Annotated in this window: 20 protein-coding genes; all 20 read left to right on the forward strand. The window is 53.2% G+C overall.

Going from position 1 to position 21,104, the window contains the following annotated elements; genetic code table 11:
• Window positions 1–94: 94 nt before the first annotated feature.
• The 20 genes from HP435_RS11690 to HP435_RS11785 all read left to right on the forward strand — a co-directional run bounded on the left by HP435_RS11690 (window position 95) and on the right by HP435_RS11785 (window position 21,094).
• Window positions 95–844 (forward strand): thermonuclease family protein, encoded by a 750-nt coding sequence (locus HP435_RS11690; protein WP_173599173.1) that lies wholly within the window; start codon window positions 95–97, stop codon window positions 842–844.
• Between the two features lie 40 nt (window positions 845–884).
• The gene (locus HP435_RS11695) at window positions 885–1,571 is read left to right on the forward strand and encodes a hypothetical protein (protein ID WP_173599172.1); all 687 of its coding nucleotides are present in this window, start codon (window positions 885–887) and stop codon (window positions 1,569–1,571) included.
• Between the two features lie 28 nt (window positions 1,572–1,599).
• Complete coding sequence (locus tag HP435_RS11700; RefSeq protein ID WP_229049949.1) at window positions 1,600–2,649, forward strand: sensor histidine kinase; 1,050 nt, start codon at window positions 1,600–1,602, stop codon at window positions 2,647–2,649.
• A complete protein-coding gene (locus tag HP435_RS11705; RefSeq protein ID WP_173599170.1) occupies window positions 2,646–3,476 on the forward strand; it encodes a sensor histidine kinase in 831 nt (276 codons plus the stop codon). Before HP435_RS11700 ends, HP435_RS11705 begins: the two co-directional genes overlap by 4 nt.
• On the forward strand, window positions 3,454–4,584 hold the full coding sequence (locus HP435_RS11710) for a response regulator (protein WP_173599169.1): 1,131 nt from the start codon (window positions 3,454–3,456) through the stop codon (window positions 4,582–4,584). The genes HP435_RS11705 and HP435_RS11710 overlap by 23 nt, the downstream gene beginning before the upstream one ends.
• 268 nt (window positions 4,585–4,852) lie before the next feature.
• The gene (locus tag HP435_RS11715) at window positions 4,853–6,184 is read left to right on the forward strand and encodes a globin-coupled sensor protein (protein ID WP_173599168.1); all 1,332 of its coding nucleotides are present in this window, start codon (window positions 4,853–4,855) and stop codon (window positions 6,182–6,184) included.
• A 38-nt stretch (window positions 6,185–6,222) separates the two neighbouring features.
• Window positions 6,223–8,670 (forward strand): bifunctional diguanylate cyclase/phosphodiesterase, encoded by a 2,448-nt coding sequence (locus tag HP435_RS11720; RefSeq protein WP_173595743.1) that lies wholly within the window; start codon window positions 6,223–6,225, stop codon window positions 8,668–8,670.
• Between the two features lie 172 nt (window positions 8,671–8,842).
• The gene (locus tag HP435_RS11725; protein WP_122965794.1) at window positions 8,843–9,421 is read left to right on the forward strand and encodes a glycerol-3-phosphate responsive antiterminator; all 579 of its coding nucleotides are present in this window, start codon (window positions 8,843–8,845) and stop codon (window positions 9,419–9,421) included.
• Window positions 9,422–9,567: 146 nt separating this feature from the next.
• The gene (locus HP435_RS11730) at window positions 9,568–10,830 is read left to right on the forward strand and encodes a PTS galactitol transporter subunit IIC (RefSeq protein ID WP_122965894.1); all 1,263 of its coding nucleotides are present in this window, start codon (window positions 9,568–9,570) and stop codon (window positions 10,828–10,830) included.
• Window positions 10,831–10,851: 21 nt separating this feature from the next.
• Entirely contained in the window at window positions 10,852–12,366 is a 1,515-nt protein-coding gene (locus HP435_RS11735; protein WP_173599167.1) for an FGGY-family carbohydrate kinase, read from the forward strand.
• A gap of 14 nt (window positions 12,367–12,380) precedes the next feature.
• Window positions 12,381–13,139, forward strand: a complete 759-nt coding sequence (locus HP435_RS11740) for an SDR family NAD(P)-dependent oxidoreductase (protein ID WP_173599166.1) — start codon at window positions 12,381–12,383, stop codon at window positions 13,137–13,139.
• A 29-nt stretch (window positions 13,140–13,168) separates the two neighbouring features.
• A complete protein-coding gene (locus tag HP435_RS11745) occupies window positions 13,169–14,023 on the forward strand; it encodes a class II fructose-bisphosphate aldolase (RefSeq protein WP_173595746.1) in 855 nt (284 codons plus the stop codon).
• Window positions 14,024–14,043: 20 nt separating this feature from the next.
• A complete protein-coding gene (locus tag HP435_RS11750) occupies window positions 14,044–15,084 on the forward strand; it encodes a 2-hydroxyacid dehydrogenase (RefSeq protein WP_173599165.1) in 1,041 nt (346 codons plus the stop codon).
• A gap of 157 nt (window positions 15,085–15,241) precedes the next feature.
• Window positions 15,242–15,826 carry a TetR/AcrR family transcriptional regulator gene (locus tag HP435_RS11755; RefSeq protein WP_173595748.1) on the forward strand — a complete coding sequence of 195 codons (585 nt, stop codon included), beginning with the start codon at window positions 15,242–15,244 and terminating at the stop codon, window positions 15,824–15,826.
• Window positions 15,827–15,859: 33 nt separating this feature from the next.
• Window positions 15,860–17,176 carry a cytosine permease gene (locus tag HP435_RS11760; RefSeq protein ID WP_007785252.1) on the forward strand — a complete coding sequence of 439 codons (1,317 nt, stop codon included), beginning with the start codon at window positions 15,860–15,862 and terminating at the stop codon, window positions 17,174–17,176.
• Between the two features lie 31 nt (window positions 17,177–17,207).
• Entirely contained in the window at window positions 17,208–18,305 is a 1,098-nt protein-coding gene (locus HP435_RS11765) for an S-methyl thiohydantoin desulfurase family protein (RefSeq protein WP_007785255.1), read from the forward strand.
• Window positions 18,302–19,855 carry a hydantoinase/oxoprolinase N-terminal domain-containing protein gene (locus tag HP435_RS11770; protein ID WP_007785257.1) on the forward strand — a complete coding sequence of 518 codons (1,554 nt, stop codon included), beginning with the start codon at window positions 18,302–18,304 and terminating at the stop codon, window positions 19,853–19,855. Before HP435_RS11765 ends, HP435_RS11770 begins: the two co-directional genes overlap by 4 nt.
• A gap of 150 nt (window positions 19,856–20,005) precedes the next feature.
• Window positions 20,006–20,248, forward strand: coding sequence for a spore coat associated protein CotJA (locus HP435_RS11775; protein WP_007785259.1), 243 nt, complete (start codon window positions 20,006–20,008; stop codon window positions 20,246–20,248).
• Window positions 20,238–20,504: a spore coat protein CotJB gene (locus HP435_RS11780; RefSeq protein ID WP_007785261.1), complete on the forward strand. Its 267-nt coding sequence runs from the start codon at window positions 20,238–20,240 to the stop codon at window positions 20,502–20,504. Before HP435_RS11775 ends, HP435_RS11780 begins: the two co-directional genes overlap by 11 nt.
• Window positions 20,505–20,524: 20 nt before the next feature.
• Window positions 20,525–21,094 (forward strand): manganese catalase family protein, encoded by a 570-nt coding sequence (locus HP435_RS11785; RefSeq protein ID WP_005827166.1) that lies wholly within the window; start codon window positions 20,525–20,527, stop codon window positions 21,092–21,094.
• Window positions 21,095–21,104: the final 10 nt, after the last annotated feature.

Genomic DNA, 21,104 nt, shown 5'->3' on the forward strand with positions numbered 1-21,104 from the left:
AACTGACACGTTCTGGGTCAGTTTTTTCGCGTGTCAGACGGTTTTTACGAAAGCAGTACATAACGAGAAGCAATGCGGAAGAGGAGAAGACAAAATGAAACAAAAGCTAGTGATGTACCTGTTCGCGGTAGCGCTTTTGCTTGCGGCTTGTTCCGCAACAGAAGGACCAAAGGCAAACGGGGAAATGACGGCGACCGTCAAACGCGTGGTCGATGGAGATACGTTTGAGCTGGCGAGCGGGGAAAAGGTGAGGATGATCGGAGTCGATACACCGGAAACGGTCAAGCCTAACCATCCCGTCGAACCGTACGGCAAAGAAGCGAGCAATTACACGAAAGAGCTGCTGACGGGCAAAAAGGTCACGCTCAAGTTCGATGTAGAGCCGTACGACAAATACCAGCGGCTGCTCGCTTACGTGTACATGGAAGACGGGACGTTCGTCAACGAAAAGCTGGTGCGGGAAGGGTATGCGCGGATTATGACCATCCCGCCGAATGTGGCCCAGGCCGATTTGTTTTTGACCGCAGAGCGGGAAGCGCGGGAAGGCAACCGCGGGCTGTGGGGGCTGGATGTAGGCGAGCAGGGTGCAGACGCCAAGGACGCAGACAAAAAAGCGGCAGGCAAAAAGGACAAAGCCAAGGATGAGTCCAAAGCGCAGCCGAGCAAGTCCGCGGACAGCGACACCCCGCCAGAGGGCAAGGCGATCAAAGGCAACATCAACGCCAAAGGCGAGAAAATTTACCATGTTCCCGGCTCTGCCAGCTACGAGCAAACGAAGGCGGAAATGTGGTTTGCCACAGAAGAAGAGGCGCAAGCAGCAGGGTTTCGCGCTCCGAAACGATAGTCTTTGTCTGGGCAAGCCGTAAAGCGCTAGGGGGCAGGGCATGAACATAAAGCGGATTGCGATTTTGAGTGCCGTTGTAATAGCAGTGATCTGCGTCAATATGCTGTCGTTATTTGACTGGGATCACGATCCGGTAGCCAAACAAGGAGTCATGGATTTGCGCGGGTGGACGGAAGGCGCAACAAAGCCGCTCAAGCTCAAGGGAGAGTGGGAGTTTTATCCGGGCCAGCTCCTTTCGAGGCTACCGGAAAATCAGCCTGCCAGCTTCCCCTACATTCAGACCCCCGGAAATTGGGGGCCAAGCTTGAATGCTGACAATGCCCGCAGCGCCATAGGCTACGGGACGTATCGGTTAACCGTGGTGATGGATGCCGAGCAAGCCGGGCAGATCGCTTTTCGCGTACCGCTGATTCGCTCTGCCCATCGGTTAATCGTTGATGGCCAGGAGATTGGCGCGAAAGGCATTGTGGTCCCAGACCCGGCGCAATATTTTGGACAAGCTGTTCCGTATGTCGCGTGGAAAAAAATCGCGAAAGAGCGCTTCGATATTTTCGTTCAAGTCGTTAACTTTGACCATGCCGTAAGCGGAGGCATCATTCAGCCGATCAGCATGGGGCCTGTTGCTGCAATCGTAGGGGAACACCAGCGAATCGCTGCACTTGATTTTGCCATTCTCGTAGTATATTTGCTGTTTACCTTGTATTTCGGACTTCTCCATTTTTTTTGATCGGAAAAATAGCTGGGAGTGGCTCTCCCTGTTTTTCTTTTTTCTAGCGGTTGTTGTATCGGTGAATAGCACCAAATGGCTTTCCTACTTGCTGCCGTTTCTTTCTTTTCACGCAACTGTGACGATATACTGGATTGCCAGGATCGGACAGAATTACTGTGTGTTCATATTCGTCTATCGTCGCTGCCAGCGGCGAGTAGACAAGTGGCTCAAAAAGTTGGTACTGCTTATAAGCTGCGCATTTATTCGCATGATCCTCGTGTTTCCGCCTGACCAGGCGACGCAGTACATAGCAGCGTGGAATCTTGTCTCTACCTTGATGTATATTTTCATACTCGTTCTGCTCATTTGGAGCTTGCGAAGCAAAGAGGAGGGGGCCTGGTATGAGTTTCTGGCTTTTTGTCTGTTTGCATCGGAAGCTTTGTTGAACGCGCTAATCATTTTTGGAATCACGGAACAAGGCGGCTGGTACTTCTTTCAAAACTTCAGCTTCCTCGTAGTCATTTCTTTTTTGTTCCTGCAACAAGTCATTCTCGCCTACCGCAAGACCGAGAAGATCACACAGGAAATGCTGCTTGTCGACAAGTTCAAAAATGAATTTATGGCGAGCATTTCCGAGCAAATGGTAACGCCGCTCAATGCGATGATCAGCATTGCAGATGCGAGATTGCATGAGGACGACAAACTGACGCCTGACCAGAGGCATGACCTGCGGATTATCACTTCTGTAGGCTGGACGATCAGAAGCATGGTCAATGACTTGCTCGACTTTTCCCGCTTGCGCAACAAAACTATTCTACTGCAAGTTCGACCGATTGACTTTCGCTCAGTAGTTAACGAAGGAATCGAGAGGCTGTACTACCTCGATTTTGATCACAGCGTCTTGTTCGAGAACAAGATTCCTTTGGGGTTTCCGCCCATTTTAGCGGATGAGGAGAGAATGGATCAGCTGCTCATGAGCATTTTGATCCACGCTCAAAAGAAAGTGATTCGCGGGAAAATCATCATTGAGGCGAGCGTAAAGGAGCCGTTTGCCGACATTTCCATCCGGTTGCAGGGCGAGGGAATGACGGAGTGATAACGGTTCACGCTGATTCTCCTGAAGATGTCGTATACCGCCTGGCTATTCCATTGGCGAATACAGGACAGCAAGAGGTTTCGCGAAAGCTTGTTGAAGCTGTGCTGCCGAAGCCAACGATGCGAGCCGATCGTGTCAGCGTTGCGCCGAGCGGCGAGGGAGCATTGGCGGAAGCGGAAATTTTAGTCGTGGATGACGACAGCGCGGGATGGACGGGAGGCTATGCAAATTCTGGGAAACAGGATGAAAATACGCTTAATTCCATTGCGTCGCTGAGTCGGAGTGAACCTGACCGGATGGCTTCCTTGTTAAATGAATTTGGGCAATATTTGCGGGAGAGCTTCCGGTTTGAAAGCTCGGAGCCGCTCATTCCGTTCGAACGGGAATTGGCGCTGGTTCGTTCTTACTTGCACATCGAGAAGGTCAGATTTGAAGATTGGCTCTCCTATCAGATTGAAATCTCCACCACGACTGATTTTTTGATCCCGCCTCTGACGTTGCAAACGCTGGTGGAAAATGCGATTCGCCATGGCATTATGCAGCAGGCTGAAGGGGGACATGTGCTCATTCGTGTCTACCGAACAGACGAGCATGTGTGCGTCGCGGTAGAGGATGACGGCGTTGGCATCGCTGCGGATGTCCTCGAACATTTATTTACAGATTCATTGTCTGGTGGAATCGGCTTGAAAAATATCGAGCGGCGATTAAGGCAACTGTTCGGCCAAGGATTGCGGATCAACAGTGCACAAGGGACAGGAACCGAGATTTTGATTCGTCTGCCGCTGGAAAAGGTAGGGATTTCGTATGAAAGTAATCATCGTGGATGACGAGCCGCTTGCCCTTCGCCATCTCGCACAGGAGCTTGAACGCATCGGCGGGCTGAACATTTTGGGACAATACCGCAACCCGCAGTTGGCTCTCGAACGAATCACCCAGGAACCAATGGATGCGGTGTTTCTGGACATTCAGATGCCAGGTGTCAACGGAATCGAGTTAGCCGAGCGAATTTTGCAGCTGTATCCGCACATGGCGATCGTTTTTGTGACGGCATACGACGAATACGCAATCAAGGCTTTTGAGCTGAATGCGCTGGATTACATTTTGAAGCCGATTCAACATGAGCGCTTGCAAAAAACGATTCAGCGACTCGGCAAACAAGCGCCGCTTGAGGCTGTTGCAGCTCGTAATGCTGATCCGGAAAACGGATTGATCCACAGCCTTCGCTCTTTGCAACTAGAGCTGGCTGGCCAAAAGCCGCTGACGTTGCGCTGGAAAACCGTAAAAGCACAAGAAATTTTCGCCTTTTTGCTACACCACCGGGGAACGGTTGTCAAAAAACAAGTTCTTCTCGACCAGTTTTGGCCGGGAATCGATTGGAAAAAAGGGATTACGCAGCTTTATACGACCGTTTATCAGATCAGAAAAGTCATCAATGAAGAAAAAATGAGCGTTCAGATCGTCAACTGTGACGAAGGCTACTTGCTGGAGATGAATGGCACGAGACTGGACGTGCAGGAGTGGGAAGCCAACCTGAACACCGCGCCACCGCTTGATCCGGAAACATTGGACGTGCATCTGTCCGTATTACAGCAGTACCGCGGAGATTACTTGGCTGACCATCATTACTTGTGGGCTGAAACCGAACGAATCCGACTGCGCGGAAAATTTCTTCAGCATGCGCATGACATTTTTCGCTTTTTCGTAGAGCGCAACCAGTTGACACAGGCCGTTTCGCATTATTTGCACGTCCAAAAAATCTTGCCTTCCGAAGAAGCACTCTATTATGAACTGATGCGTCTTTACGCCAAGCTTGGCGATCGTTTTTCCGTGGAAAAGCAATACGACTTGCTCGTGTCTATGCTACGAACTGAGTTTGACGCCCAGGCTCATCCGGCGGTTCAAGCGTGGTTTGCGCAGTGGAAACAAAAATCATAACGAAGAGCCGACTTTTTACAGGTCGGATTTTTTGATGAAAAAAACCTATTTCTATTTTTGTTTTTAGTATTTTTTGCCTATAAATATTGCGTTTCCATGAAAAAATAGGTTTTTTCCAAAAAAAGTGCGACGGTTTCAAAAATCTTTCAGGTGGATGTTGTATCATAAAGAGGGTCTATTTGCCTAAAGAATAGGTTGCAGTTGGGGGACTGCATCTGAAGCAATGTTTGTAGCTGGTTTGAATTGGGAATAGGGGATGAAGAAGAGCATGAGCAAATGTCCATTTTCGTTTTTTCACAGTTTGTGGGGAAGCCGGAAAAAGCCGATGGAGCATTCCAGGTGGCTTGATCAGCAAGATCGCGCAAAAGCAAAGATTGACGTGACCGATCCGACGATCTTGAAGCAGCTGGAAATGATTGATTTGACCATAGAGGAAATCCGGCTGGCAAGCTCGATCCAGAAACTGATCCAGGCACATATTCGCGAGATTGTGTCCGCTTTCTACCAGACGATTACCAATGTCGAAGAACTGAAACAAATCATCCTGGACAACAGCACGCTGGAACGGCTGCAAAAGACGTTGGAGCGGCATCTGATCGAGATGTTCAGCGGGCAAATCGACGGCGAGTTTTTGCAAAAGCGGATTCGTGTAGCAGAAGTGCACTATCGAATCGGCCTGGAGCCGAAGTGGTACATGGGGGCCTTTCAAAACTTGCAAAGTACATTGCTCGATATCGTCCACGAAAATATTGAGAATCGAGTGGAAAGTGTCCGAATTGGCAAAGTGATTTCGAAAATCCTCAATTTTGAACAGCAAATCGTCCTGGAAGCTTACGAAAAAGAAAATTTGCGCCAAAAACAGAAGCAGTATGAACAGGTCAAGGAAGAGCTGAAGGCGAAAATTTTTACGGTTTGCGAGCAGATGACGTCGATTGCCGAGCAGACGAGTGCTTCGATGCAAGAACTGATCTCCAGCAGCAACGAAGTAAACCGCAGTGTTCGCTCGGGAGCGCAGACATCGAGAGAGACGCAGCATCTGGCATCGCAGGGCAAAGTGAAGCTGGGCGAGCTGGAAGGGCGGATCGAAGCGATTTTCAACCGGACGAATACGATGGAAAAAAGCGTGGAGCTGTTGAACCAATCCGTACGCGAGATTGGCACGGTCATCAAAATCGTCCAGGACATCGCAGGGCAAACCAATTTGCTGGCGCTTAATTCGGCGATTGAAGCGGCACGGGCGCAAGAGCATGGCAAAGGATTTGCTGTGGTGGCCCAGGAAGTTCGCAAGCTGTCCGAGCAAACGAAGCTGTCAGTGGAACAGATCAATTCCTACATCGTCCAAACCCGTACATATACCGAAGAGGTCGTGGGCGCGATTCAGGAAGTTCATCAACTCGTGCAGGCGAGCAAGGCGGAATCCGAAGCGACAGAAGAATCGTTTGCGCACATCGTCCAGTCGATGGCACGCAGTCTTGGCGAGGTTGAAAACGTCGAGGCAGGCATGCGCGTTCTGGTACAAAGCATGGAGGAAATTGGGGTTGCCACACAACAGGTGGTCATCTCGGCTGAAACGCTTCAAGAGGCTGCGGGCATAGCGTAACGCTGTGCAAGTCATCAGAGGAAAGCGGGGGGAAGAGAGTGCAACACCAACTTCACGGAACTTATGATAGCTTTCTTGTTGTTTTATCTTATTTAATCGCCGTCACCGCTTCCTACTCTGCTCTCGATCTGGCAGGCAGAGTGACAATCAGTCGGGGAAAACATCGCGTGCTGTGGCTGATTTTCGGAGCAACATCCATGGGGCTGGGCATCTGGTCCATGCACTTTGTCGGCATGCTGGCCCTGACTTTGCCGATCCATGTTATGTACGATATGGCCTACGTCATCTTGTCTGTCGTACTCGCTATTTTTGTTTCCAGCATCGCTTTGTACACCGTGACCAAAGACGAGCTGACGCCAAAGGAACTCGTCATCTCGGGAGCTTTCATGGCTGCGGGGATATCCGGCATGCACTACACCGGAATGGCGGCGATGATCATCGGGATTACGTATGACAGCTGGTGGGTCGTCCTGTCCGTCATCATTGCAGGTACGGCTTCGGTGGCAGCGCTCTGGCTGCTGTTTTACTTCCGCAAAGATCAGACGCGCTACGCGTCCTTGTACAAGCTGGGCAGCGCCCTGATCATGGGAGCGGCCATCGCGGGCATGCATTACACGGGCATGGTCGCCGCCAGCTTCCACACAGACTCGCTTGTGCGGGAGCATGTGCAAATGCAGATGCAGCCGGAGACGCTTGCGTACGTCATTGTGTTTGCTACGTTTTTGCTATTGGGCGTCACGCTTATAGGCGTGTTCATCAACAAGCGCTTTTCGCAAAAAGATTCCGAGATCGAGGAAAACGAGAGCTGGTATCGATCTTTGTATAAAAACAATGAGTACGGGATTATTTCTCTGGATAAGACAGGCATGGTCATCGACATGAATCCGGCGGTGCAAAAAATAACCGGGTTGATCACCGAGCAATATATCAATCGCCACGTCGCCCAGATCGGATTGCACATTCCGAGAGCAGAGAGAGAGCAGACCAGAAGCTTGTTCTACGAGACGACGGCACAGCATCTGAACAGCTTTGAAACAGCGTGGAGCTACCCCGGTGGCGATGTCATCAAGCTGAGCGTGATGAAAGTACCTGTGGAAATCGCGGGAGAAATCGTCGGTACACACATCATCGTCAAGGATATTACAGAAGAAAACGCAGCCAAACAAAAAATCGAATACTTGGCGTACCATGATGAACTGACGGGCTTGCCGAATCGCAGAAGGTTCAATCAACTGCTGGAGGAGGCGATCGAGCGCAGCGCTTCCGAGCAAAAAACGTTTGCCGTCATGGTGCTCGATGTGGATCGCTTCAAGATGATCAACGATTCTTTGGGGCACACCTACGGAGACTTGTTTTTGCAGGGCGTGAGCAAGCGGATTTTGCAGAGTGCAGCTGGATGCGAGGTCACGATCGCCAGGATGGGTGGCGACGAGTTTACGATTCTTTGCAAATGCGAGCCAGACGGCCGGGAAGCATCGGAACTTGCCCAAAAAATCATCGACACATTGAAGCAGCCATTTCATCTGAAAGACAGCGACTTCTACATTTCGGCGAGCATCGGGACAGCCCTTTTTCCAGAGCACGGGTTAGATGCCGTCTCCTTGCTGAAAAAAGCGGATGCGGCGATGTACAAGGTCAAGCGACAAGGGAAAAACGGCCATCTGTTCTACACGGATGACCTCGACGCCCAACTGCTGGATCACATCGAGCTGGAGAGCGATTTGCGCAAAGCGATCGAACGAGACGAACTGGTCGTCTACTACCAGCCGCAGTTTCATTCCGAATACAACCGGATGATTGGCGTGGAAGCGCTCGTCAGGTGGAATCACCCGACAAGAGGACTGCTCTCGCCTGGCCTGTTTATTCCACTAGCCGAAGAAACCGGCTTGATCTACGACTTGGGAACATGGGTTTTGCGCGAGGCGTGCCGCCAGATGAAACGCTGGCATGACGAAGGCGGACCGCTCATTCCTGTGTCGGTCAACCTGTCTTCCCACCAGTTTCATCAGTCCAACCTCGTGACGTATATCCGAAATATCCTGCAAGAAACGGGGCTTGCCCCGGAGTATTTGGAGCTGGAGATCACGGAGAGCATGATGATGGACCCGGCTGTCTCCATTCACATTTTGGAGGAGCTGAACAAGCTTGGCACACGCATCAGCCTGGACGACTTCGGGACAGGCTACAGCTCGCTCAGCTATCTGAAAAAATTTCCGATTCACAAGCTGAAAATCGACCGCTCCTTCATCACCGATATCTCCCAAAACCGCAACGATCGGGCCATCGTGTCCACAATCATTGCGATGGCGCAAAACCTCAAGCTGGATGTCATTGCCGAAGGCATCGAGACAAAAGACCAGCTGGACATTTTGACGGAAAACGATTGCAAAAAAATTCAGGGCTATTACTTCGCCAGCCCGTTGTCGGCGGCAGATGTTGAGACGATGTTCATCATGCCTTCCCGCGAGGCGCAGCACCTTGAATAGAGGCACAGCAGGTCAACCCGCGCTCACCGGGTTGGCCTTTTTTACGGGGAAAAGATTTATCTGAAAAAACGGAATTTCCGGTGAGGAGCAGTTGACAAACGATTCGTTCTGTTATTAAATAAATGGCGAAAGCGCTTTAATTACCAACAAGATGTCAAATGAGGGTTTCAAGATGGCGACTGATTTTTTTCCTAACCACGTCACGATTCCTTCTGTCAGGGACTTGCGCCATTTTCAGATCGCGCTGCAAAGCGACGCTCCGGTTATCCTCTTGTCGGATGTCCATATCGGAAATTTGAAAAGCTTGACGCAAAAATGCCACGAAGCCAAGAAAAAAGTGATTGTGCACGTGGACCTGATCGGCGGCTTGAACAAGGATCAAATGGGAATCAAGCTGCTCAAGGACTTGTTTCAGGTAGATGGACTCATTTCCCCGAGTGCCAAAATTGTCAACCGTGCGAAGAACGTAGGATTGATCGGGATTCACCGATTTTTTCTCCTCGATTCACGCTCGCTGGAAAATGGTTTGAAAGGACTGGAAATGAGCGATCTCGATGCGATTGAGATTCTCCCGGGTCCTTTTGCCAAGCAGTTTGTGAACCAGTTCCGCGCCGTGAAAAATGTCCCGATTCTCGCAGGTGGCTTTATCGATTCGGCAGAAGTCGTTCACGAGCTGTTCGCAGCCGGAATCAACGGTGTGACAACAAGCAAGCGTGAACTTTGGAACATACGCGACAACAAAATACGTTAACGGGTTATGTGTAGATGCGAAACCCTACAGAGAGTTAGTGCGAAAAGGCGCTAGCTCTGTGTAGGGTTTTTTGTTTTGGAAAGGGGGTGGTGCAGCGAACGAGCGTGCAAGGGCAAAGCGAAAAACAAATCAAAGGAGGCAACCGAATGGCGGTCATTCAGTTTTTGATCCAGTTGGGCCCATCTGTTATGATGCCGATTATTTTCTTTATTTTGGCGATGATCTTTCGGGTGAAGGTCGGGCAAGGCTTCAAGGCAGCGATGCTGGTAGGGATCGGATTTGTCGGCATCAACCTCGTAATCGGCCTGTTATTGGGAACGCTGGGCCCGGCAGCAGAAGCGATGGTAAGTCGCTTTGGCCTGTCGCTGACGGTCGTTGACCCGGGCTGGCCTGTCGGTGCGACAATTGGCTGGGGGACGCCGATTGTCCCGATCGTTGTTTTCAGTGCTGTTCTCTTGAATATTTTGTTGCTAATGTTGAAATGGACAAAGACAGTCAACATCGACATTTTCAACTACTGGCATTTCATGCTGACAGGCGGTGTCGTGTATGCGGCAACTAACAGCATCGCAGTTGGTACGATCGCTGCACTCATTCACTTCCTGATCGCGATTGTGATTGCGGACATCACGGCGCCGAAAATCCAGAAAGAGTTCGACTTGAAAGGCGTCTCCTTTGCCCATGCCACATCGGCGATTTACGTGCCCATCGGCATCGCGGTGAACTGGATCATCGAGAAAATTCCCGGTTTGCGGGACATCAAGGCCGATCCGGAGGAAATCACCAAAAAATACGGCGTGATGGGCGAACCGCTCACGCTTGGTACGATTCTCGGGGTGTTGCTCGGCATCCTTGCCGGGTTCGGAATTGCGGAAATTTTGACACTCGGCATTCAAGTAGCGGCGGTGATGGTTCTCTTGCCTGCGATGATCAACGTGCTGGTCGAAGGGCTGGAGATCGTGCGGCAGGCGGCGGAACAGTTTTTGAAAAAGCGTTTCCCGGACCGCGAATTTTACATCGGCTTGGATACGGCTCTCTTGATCGGCAATCCGGCTGTGCTGGCTACTGGGCTGCTGCTCATTCCCGGGGCGCTGGTCCTCGCGATTTTGTTGCCTGGCAACAAAGTGCTGCCTTTTGTCGATCTGGCTTCGCTCGTGTTCTTGATCCCGATGGCGGCACCGTATTTGAAAAAGAATCTCGTTCGTCTGTTCGTCTCAGGGCTGGTCATGGTCGCGTTCGTGCTGTACGCGGGAACAAGCATTGCGCCGCTGTACACAACCGCTGCGAATCTCGTCCATGTTTCGCTGCCTGAGGGTGTCAGCGCCACAACCGAGTTGGCCAACCTGGTCGGGGGAGCAACGACTCCGCTCGGCTGGATTCTCATCAAACTAGCTTCAATTTTTGCATGAAACCAGTAAGGGGGAGAGAACGTGGCACCATTTTTGATTGGGATTGACAACGGAGGAACAGTCACGAAAGCAGCTGTCTACACGGTGGACGGACGGGAGCTGGCGGTTTCCAGCAGAAAGACCGTCATGATCATGCCGCAGCCTGGCCATACCGAGAGAGACATGGAAGAACTGTGGAAAGCGAATGTGTCCGTCATAAAAGAGGTGCTGGCAAAGTCGGGCATCGACCCTAAAGAAGTGGCGGGCGTGGCTGTCACGGGACACGGCAACGGATTGTACCTCGTCGACGCAGCAGGAAAGCCGGTTGGCAACGGCATCGTCTCGACGGATACCCGCGCCAAGCACCTTGTCGAGCAGTGGTATCAGGACGGAACGGCGGAACGCGTCCTGCCGAAGACGATGCAATCGATCTGGGCAGGCCAGCCTGTGGCGCTCTTGGGTTGGCTGCAAGCGAACAGACGCGAAGCGCTGGAAAGGGCACGCTGGATTTTGATGTGCAAAGACTTTATCCGCTATCGGCTGACAGGCGAAGCGTACGCAGAGGTGACGGACATCTCCGGCACCAACCTGTTCAACATCAAGGATGTATCCTACGACGATGAACTGCTCGCCGAATTTGGCTTGCAAGGCATCGCGGAAAAGCTGCCGCCCGTCAAATACTCCGCTGACATTTGCGGCTATGTGACGGAGCAGGCGGCGAAAGAAACCGGGCTGGCGGTAGGGACACCTGTAGCGGGGGGATTGTTCGACATCGATGCGTCAGCGATTGCCTCTGGCGTCACCGATGAGGATAAATTGTGCGTCGTAGCTGGCACATGGAGCATCAACGAATACATCACGAAAGAGCCAGTCGTCGACAAAGCGTTGTTCATGACGTCCATCTATTGCATCCCCGGCTATTGGCTGACGCTGGAGGGCAGTCCGACTTCGGCGAGCAATCTGGAGTGGTTCACCAACGAATTTTTCAGCCAGGAACACGACGCGGCGCTCAAGCAGGGCATTACCGTGTATGAGCTGTGCAACCAGATGGTAGCCAGCACGAAGCCGGAAGATTCCCACATCGTCTTCTTTCCGTTTTTGTTCGGCTCCAACGTGGACGCCAACGCCAAAGCGTGCTTTATCGGCCTGAATGGCTGGCACACCAAAGCGCATATGGTCAGAGCCTTGTACGAAGGAGTCGTGTTCGGTCACCGCCAGCATATCGACAAGCTGCTCGTCCACCGCTCCCGGCCAAAGGCGGTGCGCCTGGCGGGAGGGGCCACGAGGTCGGAAGAGTGGATGCAAATGTTCGCTGACGTTTTGCAGCTGCCTGTCGAGGTGGTCGAAGGCACAGAGCAGGGAACGCTTGGCGCTTCCATCTGCGCCGGGGTGGCAACGAAGCACTTCGATTCGTTCTCGCAAGCGGCAGAGTCGATGGTGAAAGTCAGCAAAACGTACACGCCACAAGAACAACATAGAGACATCTACGAGCAAAAGTACCAGGCGTATTTGGAAGTGCTGGAAGCATTGCAGCCGTTGTGGAAAAAACTTTCGTGAAGGATGGAGCAGACATGGATTTTGGCATCAAAGGAAAAAGCGCGATTATTACCGGAGCTTCAAGGGGCGTAGGCCGGGCGATTGCCTTGGCGTTGGCGGAAGAGGGCGCAAAAGTCATCATCAATTACAACCGCAGCGCAGACAGTGCGAATGAGGTAGTGGAGCTGATCCGGGAACAAGGCGGCGAGTGCATCGCCATCCAGGCCGATCTCGGCCAAAAGGCAGACTGCGACCGACTGATGACTGAAGCGACCGCCGTATTTGGCAGCGTGGATATTTTGATCAACAATGCAGGCGTATGGCCGAAAAACTGGGTGACCGACATTTCCCTGGAAGAATGGAATCACACGATGGATGTCAATTTGACGTCGGTGTTTCTCACCTGCCAAAGCTTCGTCAATCATTTGCTCGCTGAAAACCGCCGAGGAAAAATTTTGAATGTGACTTCGCAGGCTGCTTTCCACGGCTCGACGACAGGTCATGCGCACTACGCCGCCAGCAAAGCAGGAGTGGTTGCGTTCACGATTTCGCTTGCCCGCGAGGTGGCGAAGCAAGGAATCAATGTCAATGCGCTCGCGCTCGGCATTGTGGAGACGGATATGATCAAGGCCGATCTGGAACAGAAAAAAGACTACTACGTCAGCCGGATTCCGCTGGGACGGGTGGCGAAGCCGGAAGAAATCGCGGATATCGCCGCTTTCCTCGTCTCCGAGAAAGCGAACTACATCACCGGAGCTACGATGGACGCCACTGGCGGCATGTTGATGAGATAGAAGCACGAGAGAGGATAGGAGGAAGCAAGATGTTGACCACACTGCGTGAAGTAGCAAACGATGCACGAAAAAATCAATACGCCGTTCCGGCTTTTGACTGCGTAGGCGATATTATGGTGCGTACCATTCTCGATACGGCGGAGCGGCTGCAATCGCCCGTCATCCTGATGTGCCTGGAGCACAACCTGCGAGAGCCGAAAGGGTTCGTCTACCTGGCGGAATACATCAAGGCAGTCGCCCCTTTTTACAACATCCCGATCGTTTTGCACCTGGATCACGCGATGGACGTCGATCTCGTCCAGGAAGCGATCCGCTACGGCTTTACTTCGGTGATGATCGATGGGTCGAGTCTGCCGTTTGCCGACAATGTCGCGCTGACCAGGCAAGTGACAGACTTGGCTCGCCCGCACGGAATCAGTGTAGAGGCTGAGCTGGGACATGTGGGCGGAAACGAGCTGGGCGGCGCGTACGGCACAGAGTCGAAACTGACAGAGCCGCATCAGGTTACCGAGTTTGTCGAGCGAACAGGCGTCGATGCCTTGGCTGTCTCCATCGGGACGGCGCACGGTGTCTACACGGCAGAGCCGAACCTGAACGTGGAAAGAATGCAGGAAATCAACCAAGCAAGCCCGGTTCCGCTCGTCCTGCACGGCGGTTCGGGAACGCCGGATGCCCAAGTGCAAGCAGTGGTCAAACACGGAATCAGCAAAGTAAACTTGTACGCCGATTGCCGGATTGCGATGGCAAAAGGCGTGAAGCGGGCTGCCGCTGAAATGACCAGAATCGACCCGTTGCCGGAAGAGATGTTCCTTCCGATCAAGCAGGAGCTGGAGCAAACGGTAGAACACAAAATTCGCATGCTAGGTTCGCTGGGCAGAGCGTAAGAGATATAGGAGTGAGAGAGATGAAAGTTTTGGCGATTGCCGATCGGTTTATTCCTTCCCGCGAGATGGGAGAAGGACTGCAAGAGTTGGAAAAGCTCGGTTTTCAGGTAGAGGTGCGGGAATGGCAGCACAACTCGCTGGAAGAATTGCAAAAAGACAATCTGGCGGTGGAGCTGCACGGGCCGGAAGCGGTGACCATGCCAGACAGCGTCTTTGCCGGAATCGAGCAATATGACGTGCTTGTCGTTCAATTTGCCCCCGTCTCTGCGAAAGTGATCGCGGCGGCAAGCAAGCTGAAAGTCATCGGAATTTTGCGCGGCGGCACCGAGAACGTCGCGATTGAGGCTGCCAAAGAGCGCGGCGTTAGCGTCCTGAATACGCCAGGCCGAAATGCCCGCGCCGTAGCGGAGTTTACGCTTGGCCTGATTCTTTCCGAGGTGCGCAACATCGCCCGTTCCCACGCTGCGCTCAAGCAAGCGGAATGGCGAAAGTCTTTTCCGAACAGCGAAGCGATTCCCGAGCTGTTTGCAAAAAAAGTCGGCCTGATCGGATACGGCAATGTCGGTCAGTTGATCGCCGGATTTCTCACCGCCATGGGCTGCGAGATTCTCGTGTACGATGAGTACATCGAGCAAGTGCCGGCTCCGTATCGCAAAGTGGCGCTCGACGAACTGTTGCAGCAAGCCGATATCGTTTCCTTGCATTTGCGGCTGACAGAAAAGACTCAGCATTTTATCGGGGAGCACGAGCTTGCGCAAATGAAGCCGAATGCAGTTCTGATCAATACGGCGCGCTCCGGGCTGATTGATGAAAAAGCATTGGTGGCATGCCTGCAAGCAGGCCGGATTGCCGGAGCCGCTTTGGACGTGTTTGACAATGAGCCGCTGGCAGCGGATGATCCGTTGTTGCATCTCGACAATGTGACCATTACACCGCACATGGCGGGCAGTACGCGCGATGCCTTCACGAACAGTCCGAAACAGATGGCGGGCTACTTGGCCAACATCGTCCGCAAAGAGGGGAACGTCCCTGTTGTAAACGAAGTATTACCTCAACTGTAACAAGCTTCCAAAAGCCTTTGCTCATCGGTTTCGCCGCGAGCAAAGGCGTTGTTTTTTCACCGAGAAAAAGGATTGACTTGTCAGACGATTCGCTATAAGATTCACTTAATTAACGATCATTAAGTAAAAGTGTCACACAAACAAAAGGGGGGTATCCATGACGACGAGAGACAAAATCAAGGCAGTTGCCCTGACCCAGTTTGCCAAGGGCGGGTATGAAGGGACGCCGCTGTCGGCGATTACAAAAGAAGTCGGGGTGACAACTCCGGCCGTGTACGCGTTTTTTGGCAGCAAGGAAGACTTGTTTTTATCGATTTTCGAAGATGTTTTGTCCAACCATTATCACTCGGTCAAAAGCGCGATTGAACAAGCGCAGGACGGTACCGTGGAAGAGCGGCTGTACCAGATTTTGCGAGGCGCCTTTACGTATCACGTCAGCCAGGAAGAAGAGACGATTTTTTACAAACGCGCGATGATGTTTCCGCCTGCGTCGCTTGAGGACAAGCTGAAAGAACGCTTCGGCGCGACAGAGGAGATGCTGACGCAGGAAATCCGCGCTTTGCTTGCGGAAGGAATCGCGGCGGGCGCAATCGCAGACCGTCCGCTTGACGATCTGTTGGACGGCTTTTTGTGCCTGATGGATGGACTGTTTTTGCAATTGCTCTACTATGACGAGTCGAAGTTTGAGCACAAGCTGCAAAACATCTGGAAGCTGTTCTGGAGTGGAATCGCCGGATCATAAAAAGACAGATACCGAACCTGGGGGTTAGATGACATGGAAGAGGCGAACAACAAGAAAAACGACTACGAACGCGAGCCGGTCCCACTCGCCTTGCGAAAAGGGTGGGTTCCGCTCAGCCTCGTCTGGATCGCCATCGGCATTGATATCTCATCAATGCTGCTCGGCGCGCAGCTTGGCTCTGGAATGAATTTTTGGGACGCCATCTGGGCGGTTATGCTCGGCTCCTTGCTTTTGGGGATCATGGGGGCCGTATGTGCTTACATGGGCGCAGCCACTGGCTTGTCGACTGCGATGATTACCCGCTACGCCTTCGGGGAGTACGGGGCGCGCCTGATTTCCGCCATCATCGGCATTTCCTTGCTGGGCTGGTTTGGCGTACAGGCCGGATTTTTTGCCCAAAATGCCCAGACAGCGCTTTCTTCCGTTTTGGGCATTGAAATGGACCAGGCAGTTCTCTCGGTCATTGGCGGACTGCTCATGATGTCTACCGCCATATACGGCTATCGAGCATTGGAAAAGCTCAGCTCCTGGGCTGTTCCGCTAATGGTCATCTTAATTGTTACTTCTATTGTTTTGACTATTCAAAATCATCCGTTTTCGCAAATGGCGCAGACTGGGTTGTCCGGAGAGCCGCTGTCCTTCGGGATGGCTGTCTCGCTCGTAATCGGCATCTTCGTCGTCGGGACGATTATCACGCCTGACGTTGCCAGATGGGCGCGGACGCGAAAAGATGCGATGCTCGCCTCGTTCGTCGGTTTTTTTGTCGGCAACAGCTTCATGATCGTCGTGGCGATCATTTTGTCGAAAGCGATGGGCACGAGCGACCTGACGACGATCTTTTTGGCGCTCGGGTTGGGCATCCCCGCGATTTTGGTCATCACGCTCGCGCAGTGGACGACGAATACGAGCAACCTGTATTCCTCATCGCTCGGCTTTTCCGTCGTCTTCAGCAAAACGCCCAAGGTATGGATTACGCTGATTGCCGGCCTGTTTGCCACGGCTCTTGCCTACATGGGCATTTACGATCGGTTTATTACGTTCCTGTCGTTCATCACGATGCTGATTGCGCCCGTCGGGGGAATTTGCATCGCCGAATATTACTTCGTCAACCGTGCGGCTTTTGCTTTTGACAAAGCGCATCGCATGTTGATTGCCCGCTCGCTGGTGTCGTGGCTGCTCGCTTCGTTCATCGCTTACTGCACAACGGCGGCTCCCGATGGCTTGGGGTTGTTTCATTTGACGACGGTTCCGGCGCTCGACGGCTTTTTGTGCGGCGTGTTGTTCCAGGTTGCTTTTGGAGTAGCCAGCCGCAGGAAGCAACAAGCCGAGGAAGCAGCCACAAAAGGATAATGCACACGTACACGCAGAAAGGAAGATACGCATGAGATACATTGACGCACAAGCGATCGAGGACATTGCAGCAGGCGCAGCCGTTTTGGGAACAGGAGGGGGCGGCGATCCGTACATCGGCAAAATGATGGCGTTGCAGGCGATTGAAAAGTACGGCCCGATTCCGCTCATGACGGTAGATGAGCTGGACGACGACGCGCTCGTCGTGCCTTCCAGCATGATCGGGGCACCTACGGTCATGGTGGAGAAAATTCCGGCGGAAGGCATGGTGACGCAAGCCCTCGAATTTATCGAGCAAGCGTTGGGGAAAAAGGTGGCGGTAACGATGCCGATTGAGGTCGGCGGGGTCAACTCGATCATTCCGCTGGTCGTTGCGGCGGAAAAAGGCATCCCCGTCCTCGATGCAGATGCGATGGGCAGAGCTTTTCCGGAGGCGCAAATGGTCACCTTTTACCTGGACGGACTGGCTCCGGCTCCAACCGCGATGACAGATGAGCGCGGCAACGGGATCGTGATGTATCCGGTAGACGGCGTCATGTCGGAGAGGTTCGCGCGCAGCGTGACCATCCAGATGGGCGGCTCTGCGGCGATGTGCGACTATCCGCTGTCGGGCAAACAGGTGAAACAAAGCGCCATTCCAGGCACGCTGACCTTGGCGCAGGAGATCGGCGCCCTGTTGCGCACCGCGCGCAGCCAGGAGACGAGCCCGGTGCGTATGCTTCTGGACAAGCTTGGCGGATTTGAATTGTTTGCGGGCAAAACCGTCGACATTAGCCGCCGGACAGACAGCGGCTTTACAAAAGGCCAGGCGACTTTTGACGGGATCGACCACGATCGCGGACGCCAAATGATTCTCGGCTTTCAAAACGAGCACCTCGTCGCGCTGGAAAACGGTCAACCGCTTGCGACCACGCCTGACTTGCTCGCTGTCCTGGACAAAGAGACAGGCATGCCGATCACGACAGAAGGCTTGAAATACGGCGCGCGCGTCTCGATTGTGGCATTCCCGTGCCATGCCAAATGGCGGACGGCCAAAGGCATCGAGACAGTGGGGCCGCGCTACTTCGGGTACGATTTTGACTATGTGCCTGTGGAACAACTGGTTGCAAAGAGAGGGGAAAAGGCATGAGCTACCGGATTGGAATTGACGTAGGCGGGACGAATACAGACGCGGTGCTGCTGGATGAACAGCTGCAAGTCGTCCACGAGGTGAAATCGCCGACCACAGCAGATGTCAGCTCGGGTATTTACGAAGCGCTGCGCCGCGTTGTGGCCGAAAGCGGAGTCAATCCGCAGCATGTTCGGTACGCCATGCTCGGAACGACGCATTGCACCAATGCGATTGTAGAACGCAAGCGCTTAAACCGCGTGGGCACCATCCGCATCGGAAAGCCAGCCACGACAGCCGTTCGGCCGATGATGGGCTGGCCGGAAGACTTGCGGGCCGCCGTAGGCGAGAACTGGCATATGGTGTCTGGCGGATACGAATACGACGGTCGGACAATCGTTCCTTTGGACGAGGAAGAAATCCGCAGCGCCTGCCGCTCGATGAAAGGCGACGTGGAGACGATTGCGATTTCCGGCGTCTTTTCTCCGGCCAATGCGGATCAGGAAAAGCGGGTGGCGCACATCGTCCGCGAAGAGCTGGGCGAATCTATCTCGATCTCCGTGTCGCATGAGATCGGCAGCATCGGCCTGTTGGAACGGGAAAATGCGACGATCTTGAACGCAGCCCTCATCCAGACGGCAAAAATGGTGGCAGAAGGTTTCCGCGAGGCGCTCGGCAAAAACGGGATTGAACATGCGGGAATCTTTTTCGGACAAAATGACGGGACATTGATGTCGCTCGTGTATGCGATTCGCTACCCGATTTTGACGATCGCTTGCGGTCCGACGAACTCGATCCGCGGCGCGGCTCATCTGTCCGGGCGAAAAGACGGGCTGGTCGTCGATGTCGGCGGAACTACGACGGATATCGGCGTTCTGATCAACGGTTTCCCACGTCAGTCTTCGCTTGCCGTCGACATCGGGGGGATTCGTACCAATTTCCGCATGCCGGACATTCTCTCCGTCGCAATCGGAGGCGGCACGATTGTTCGCCGATCCGGCGAGGAAATCAAGCTTGGTCCGGACAGCGTAGGCTACCAGTTGCGCAATCGGGCATTGATCGTCGGCGGGGATACGATGACCGCGACAGATGTAGCAGTCGTCATGGGCCGCTTGGACTGGCCGGGGGCGAAAGTAGCAGGCATCGACCGGGCTTTTTGCCAGCAGGTAGACGCTCAATTGGTCGCAGCCGTGGAGGATGCGATTGATCGGATGAAGACGAGCCCGACTCCGGTCCCTGTCATTCTCGTCGGCGGCGGCAGCGTCTTGCTGCCTGATCAGATGAAAGGCGTCTCGGAAGTGATCAGGCCGAAACATTTTGGCGCAGCGAATGCGATCGGAGCGGCGCTCGGTCAAGTCAGCGGGCAAATCGAAAAAATATACGCGCTGGACGAGCAGACGAGAGAAGCAGCACTGGCGGATGCAAAAGCCGGAGCGATTCGCGAGGCAATTGCCGCAGGAGCTGATCCGCAGTCATTGGAAATCGTTCATATGGAAGACATCCCGTTGGCGTATTTGCCGGGGAATGCCTTGTTGATTCGCGTAAAAGCGGCAGGGCTTTTGCAGGCATGACCACAAAGCTGATCGCATGACGAGCAAAAACAGGAGCTGACAACAGGCTCCTGTTTTTTTGCATTCCGGGACATTTATCACGCCTTCTGGGTAGGTGGCATATCGTATTCATGACAAACCGGAAAAATCACATGGAGGAGGGCATCCTGCTTGTACCCGCAAACACGTAACTGGTTTCCCTACGTAAGTCCATACGATCCTTGCCCGCCGATTCGGGTGAAAACATACTCGGTGCCGCCACAATTGTTTATCACATTCCAGCCCCCTGATTTGCCCCAAAATTCTCCAGCCGAAGCTTTGCGCACGGGTGTATTGTGGCCGTCTCTGTACAGCCCGTACGACCCGAGGATGGATCACTTAGGAAGAGGGGGAGGGGGTTCCCATGGCACCTGAACAACGAGGAAAAGAATACTACGCTCTGTTGCAAAGGCTGCAAGAGATCGATTTCGTCCTGGTCGAGCTGAATCTGTATCTCGATACGCATCCTACCGATATGAACGCGATAGAGCAGTTCAACCAGCTCACGGAAAAGCGCTGGGCGCTGGCGAATGAGTATGAAAAGTTGTACGGCCCCTTGCAAGGGTTCGGACGCAGCTATTCCGGATATCCGTGGCAGTGGAATGACGAGCCTTGGCCATGGCAAGTGTAGAAATGAGGGGAAAATAACCGATGTGGATTTATGAGAAAAAGCTGCAATATCCGGTTCGCGTCAGCAAGTGCGACGTGAAAATGGCGAAATATTTGACCGAGCAGTACGGCGGAGCAGACGGAGAGCTGGCAGCAGCGCTGCGCTACATGAACCAGCGCTACACGATCCCGAACAAAGTAATCGGTCTCTTGACAGACATTGCCACGGAAGAGTTTGCCCACCTGGAAATGATTGCGACGATGGTGTATAAGCTGACCAAAGACGCGACCGTCGAGCAGTTGGAAGAAGCCGGGCTTGGCGCCCATTACGCCAACCACGACAGAGCGCTGTTTTACAACAATGCGGCAGGCGTGCCGTGGACGGCAACCTACATCGCGGCCAAGGGCGATCCGATCGCCGACCTGTACGAAGATATCGCCGCAGAGGAAAAAGCGCGGGCCACGTACCAATGGCTGATCGACATGACAGACGATGTGGATTTGCAGGACAGTCTGAAATTTTTGCGCGAAAGAGAAATCGTCCACTCCTTGCGCTTCCGTGAAGCCGTGGAGATTTTGAAGGAAGAACAAGGCCGCAAGACGATTTTTTAAGCAAACAGCC

Source organism: Brevibacillus sp. HD3.3A (assembly GCF_013284375.2).
GTDB lineage: Bacteria > Bacillota > Bacilli > Brevibacillales > Brevibacillaceae > Brevibacillus > Brevibacillus parabrevis.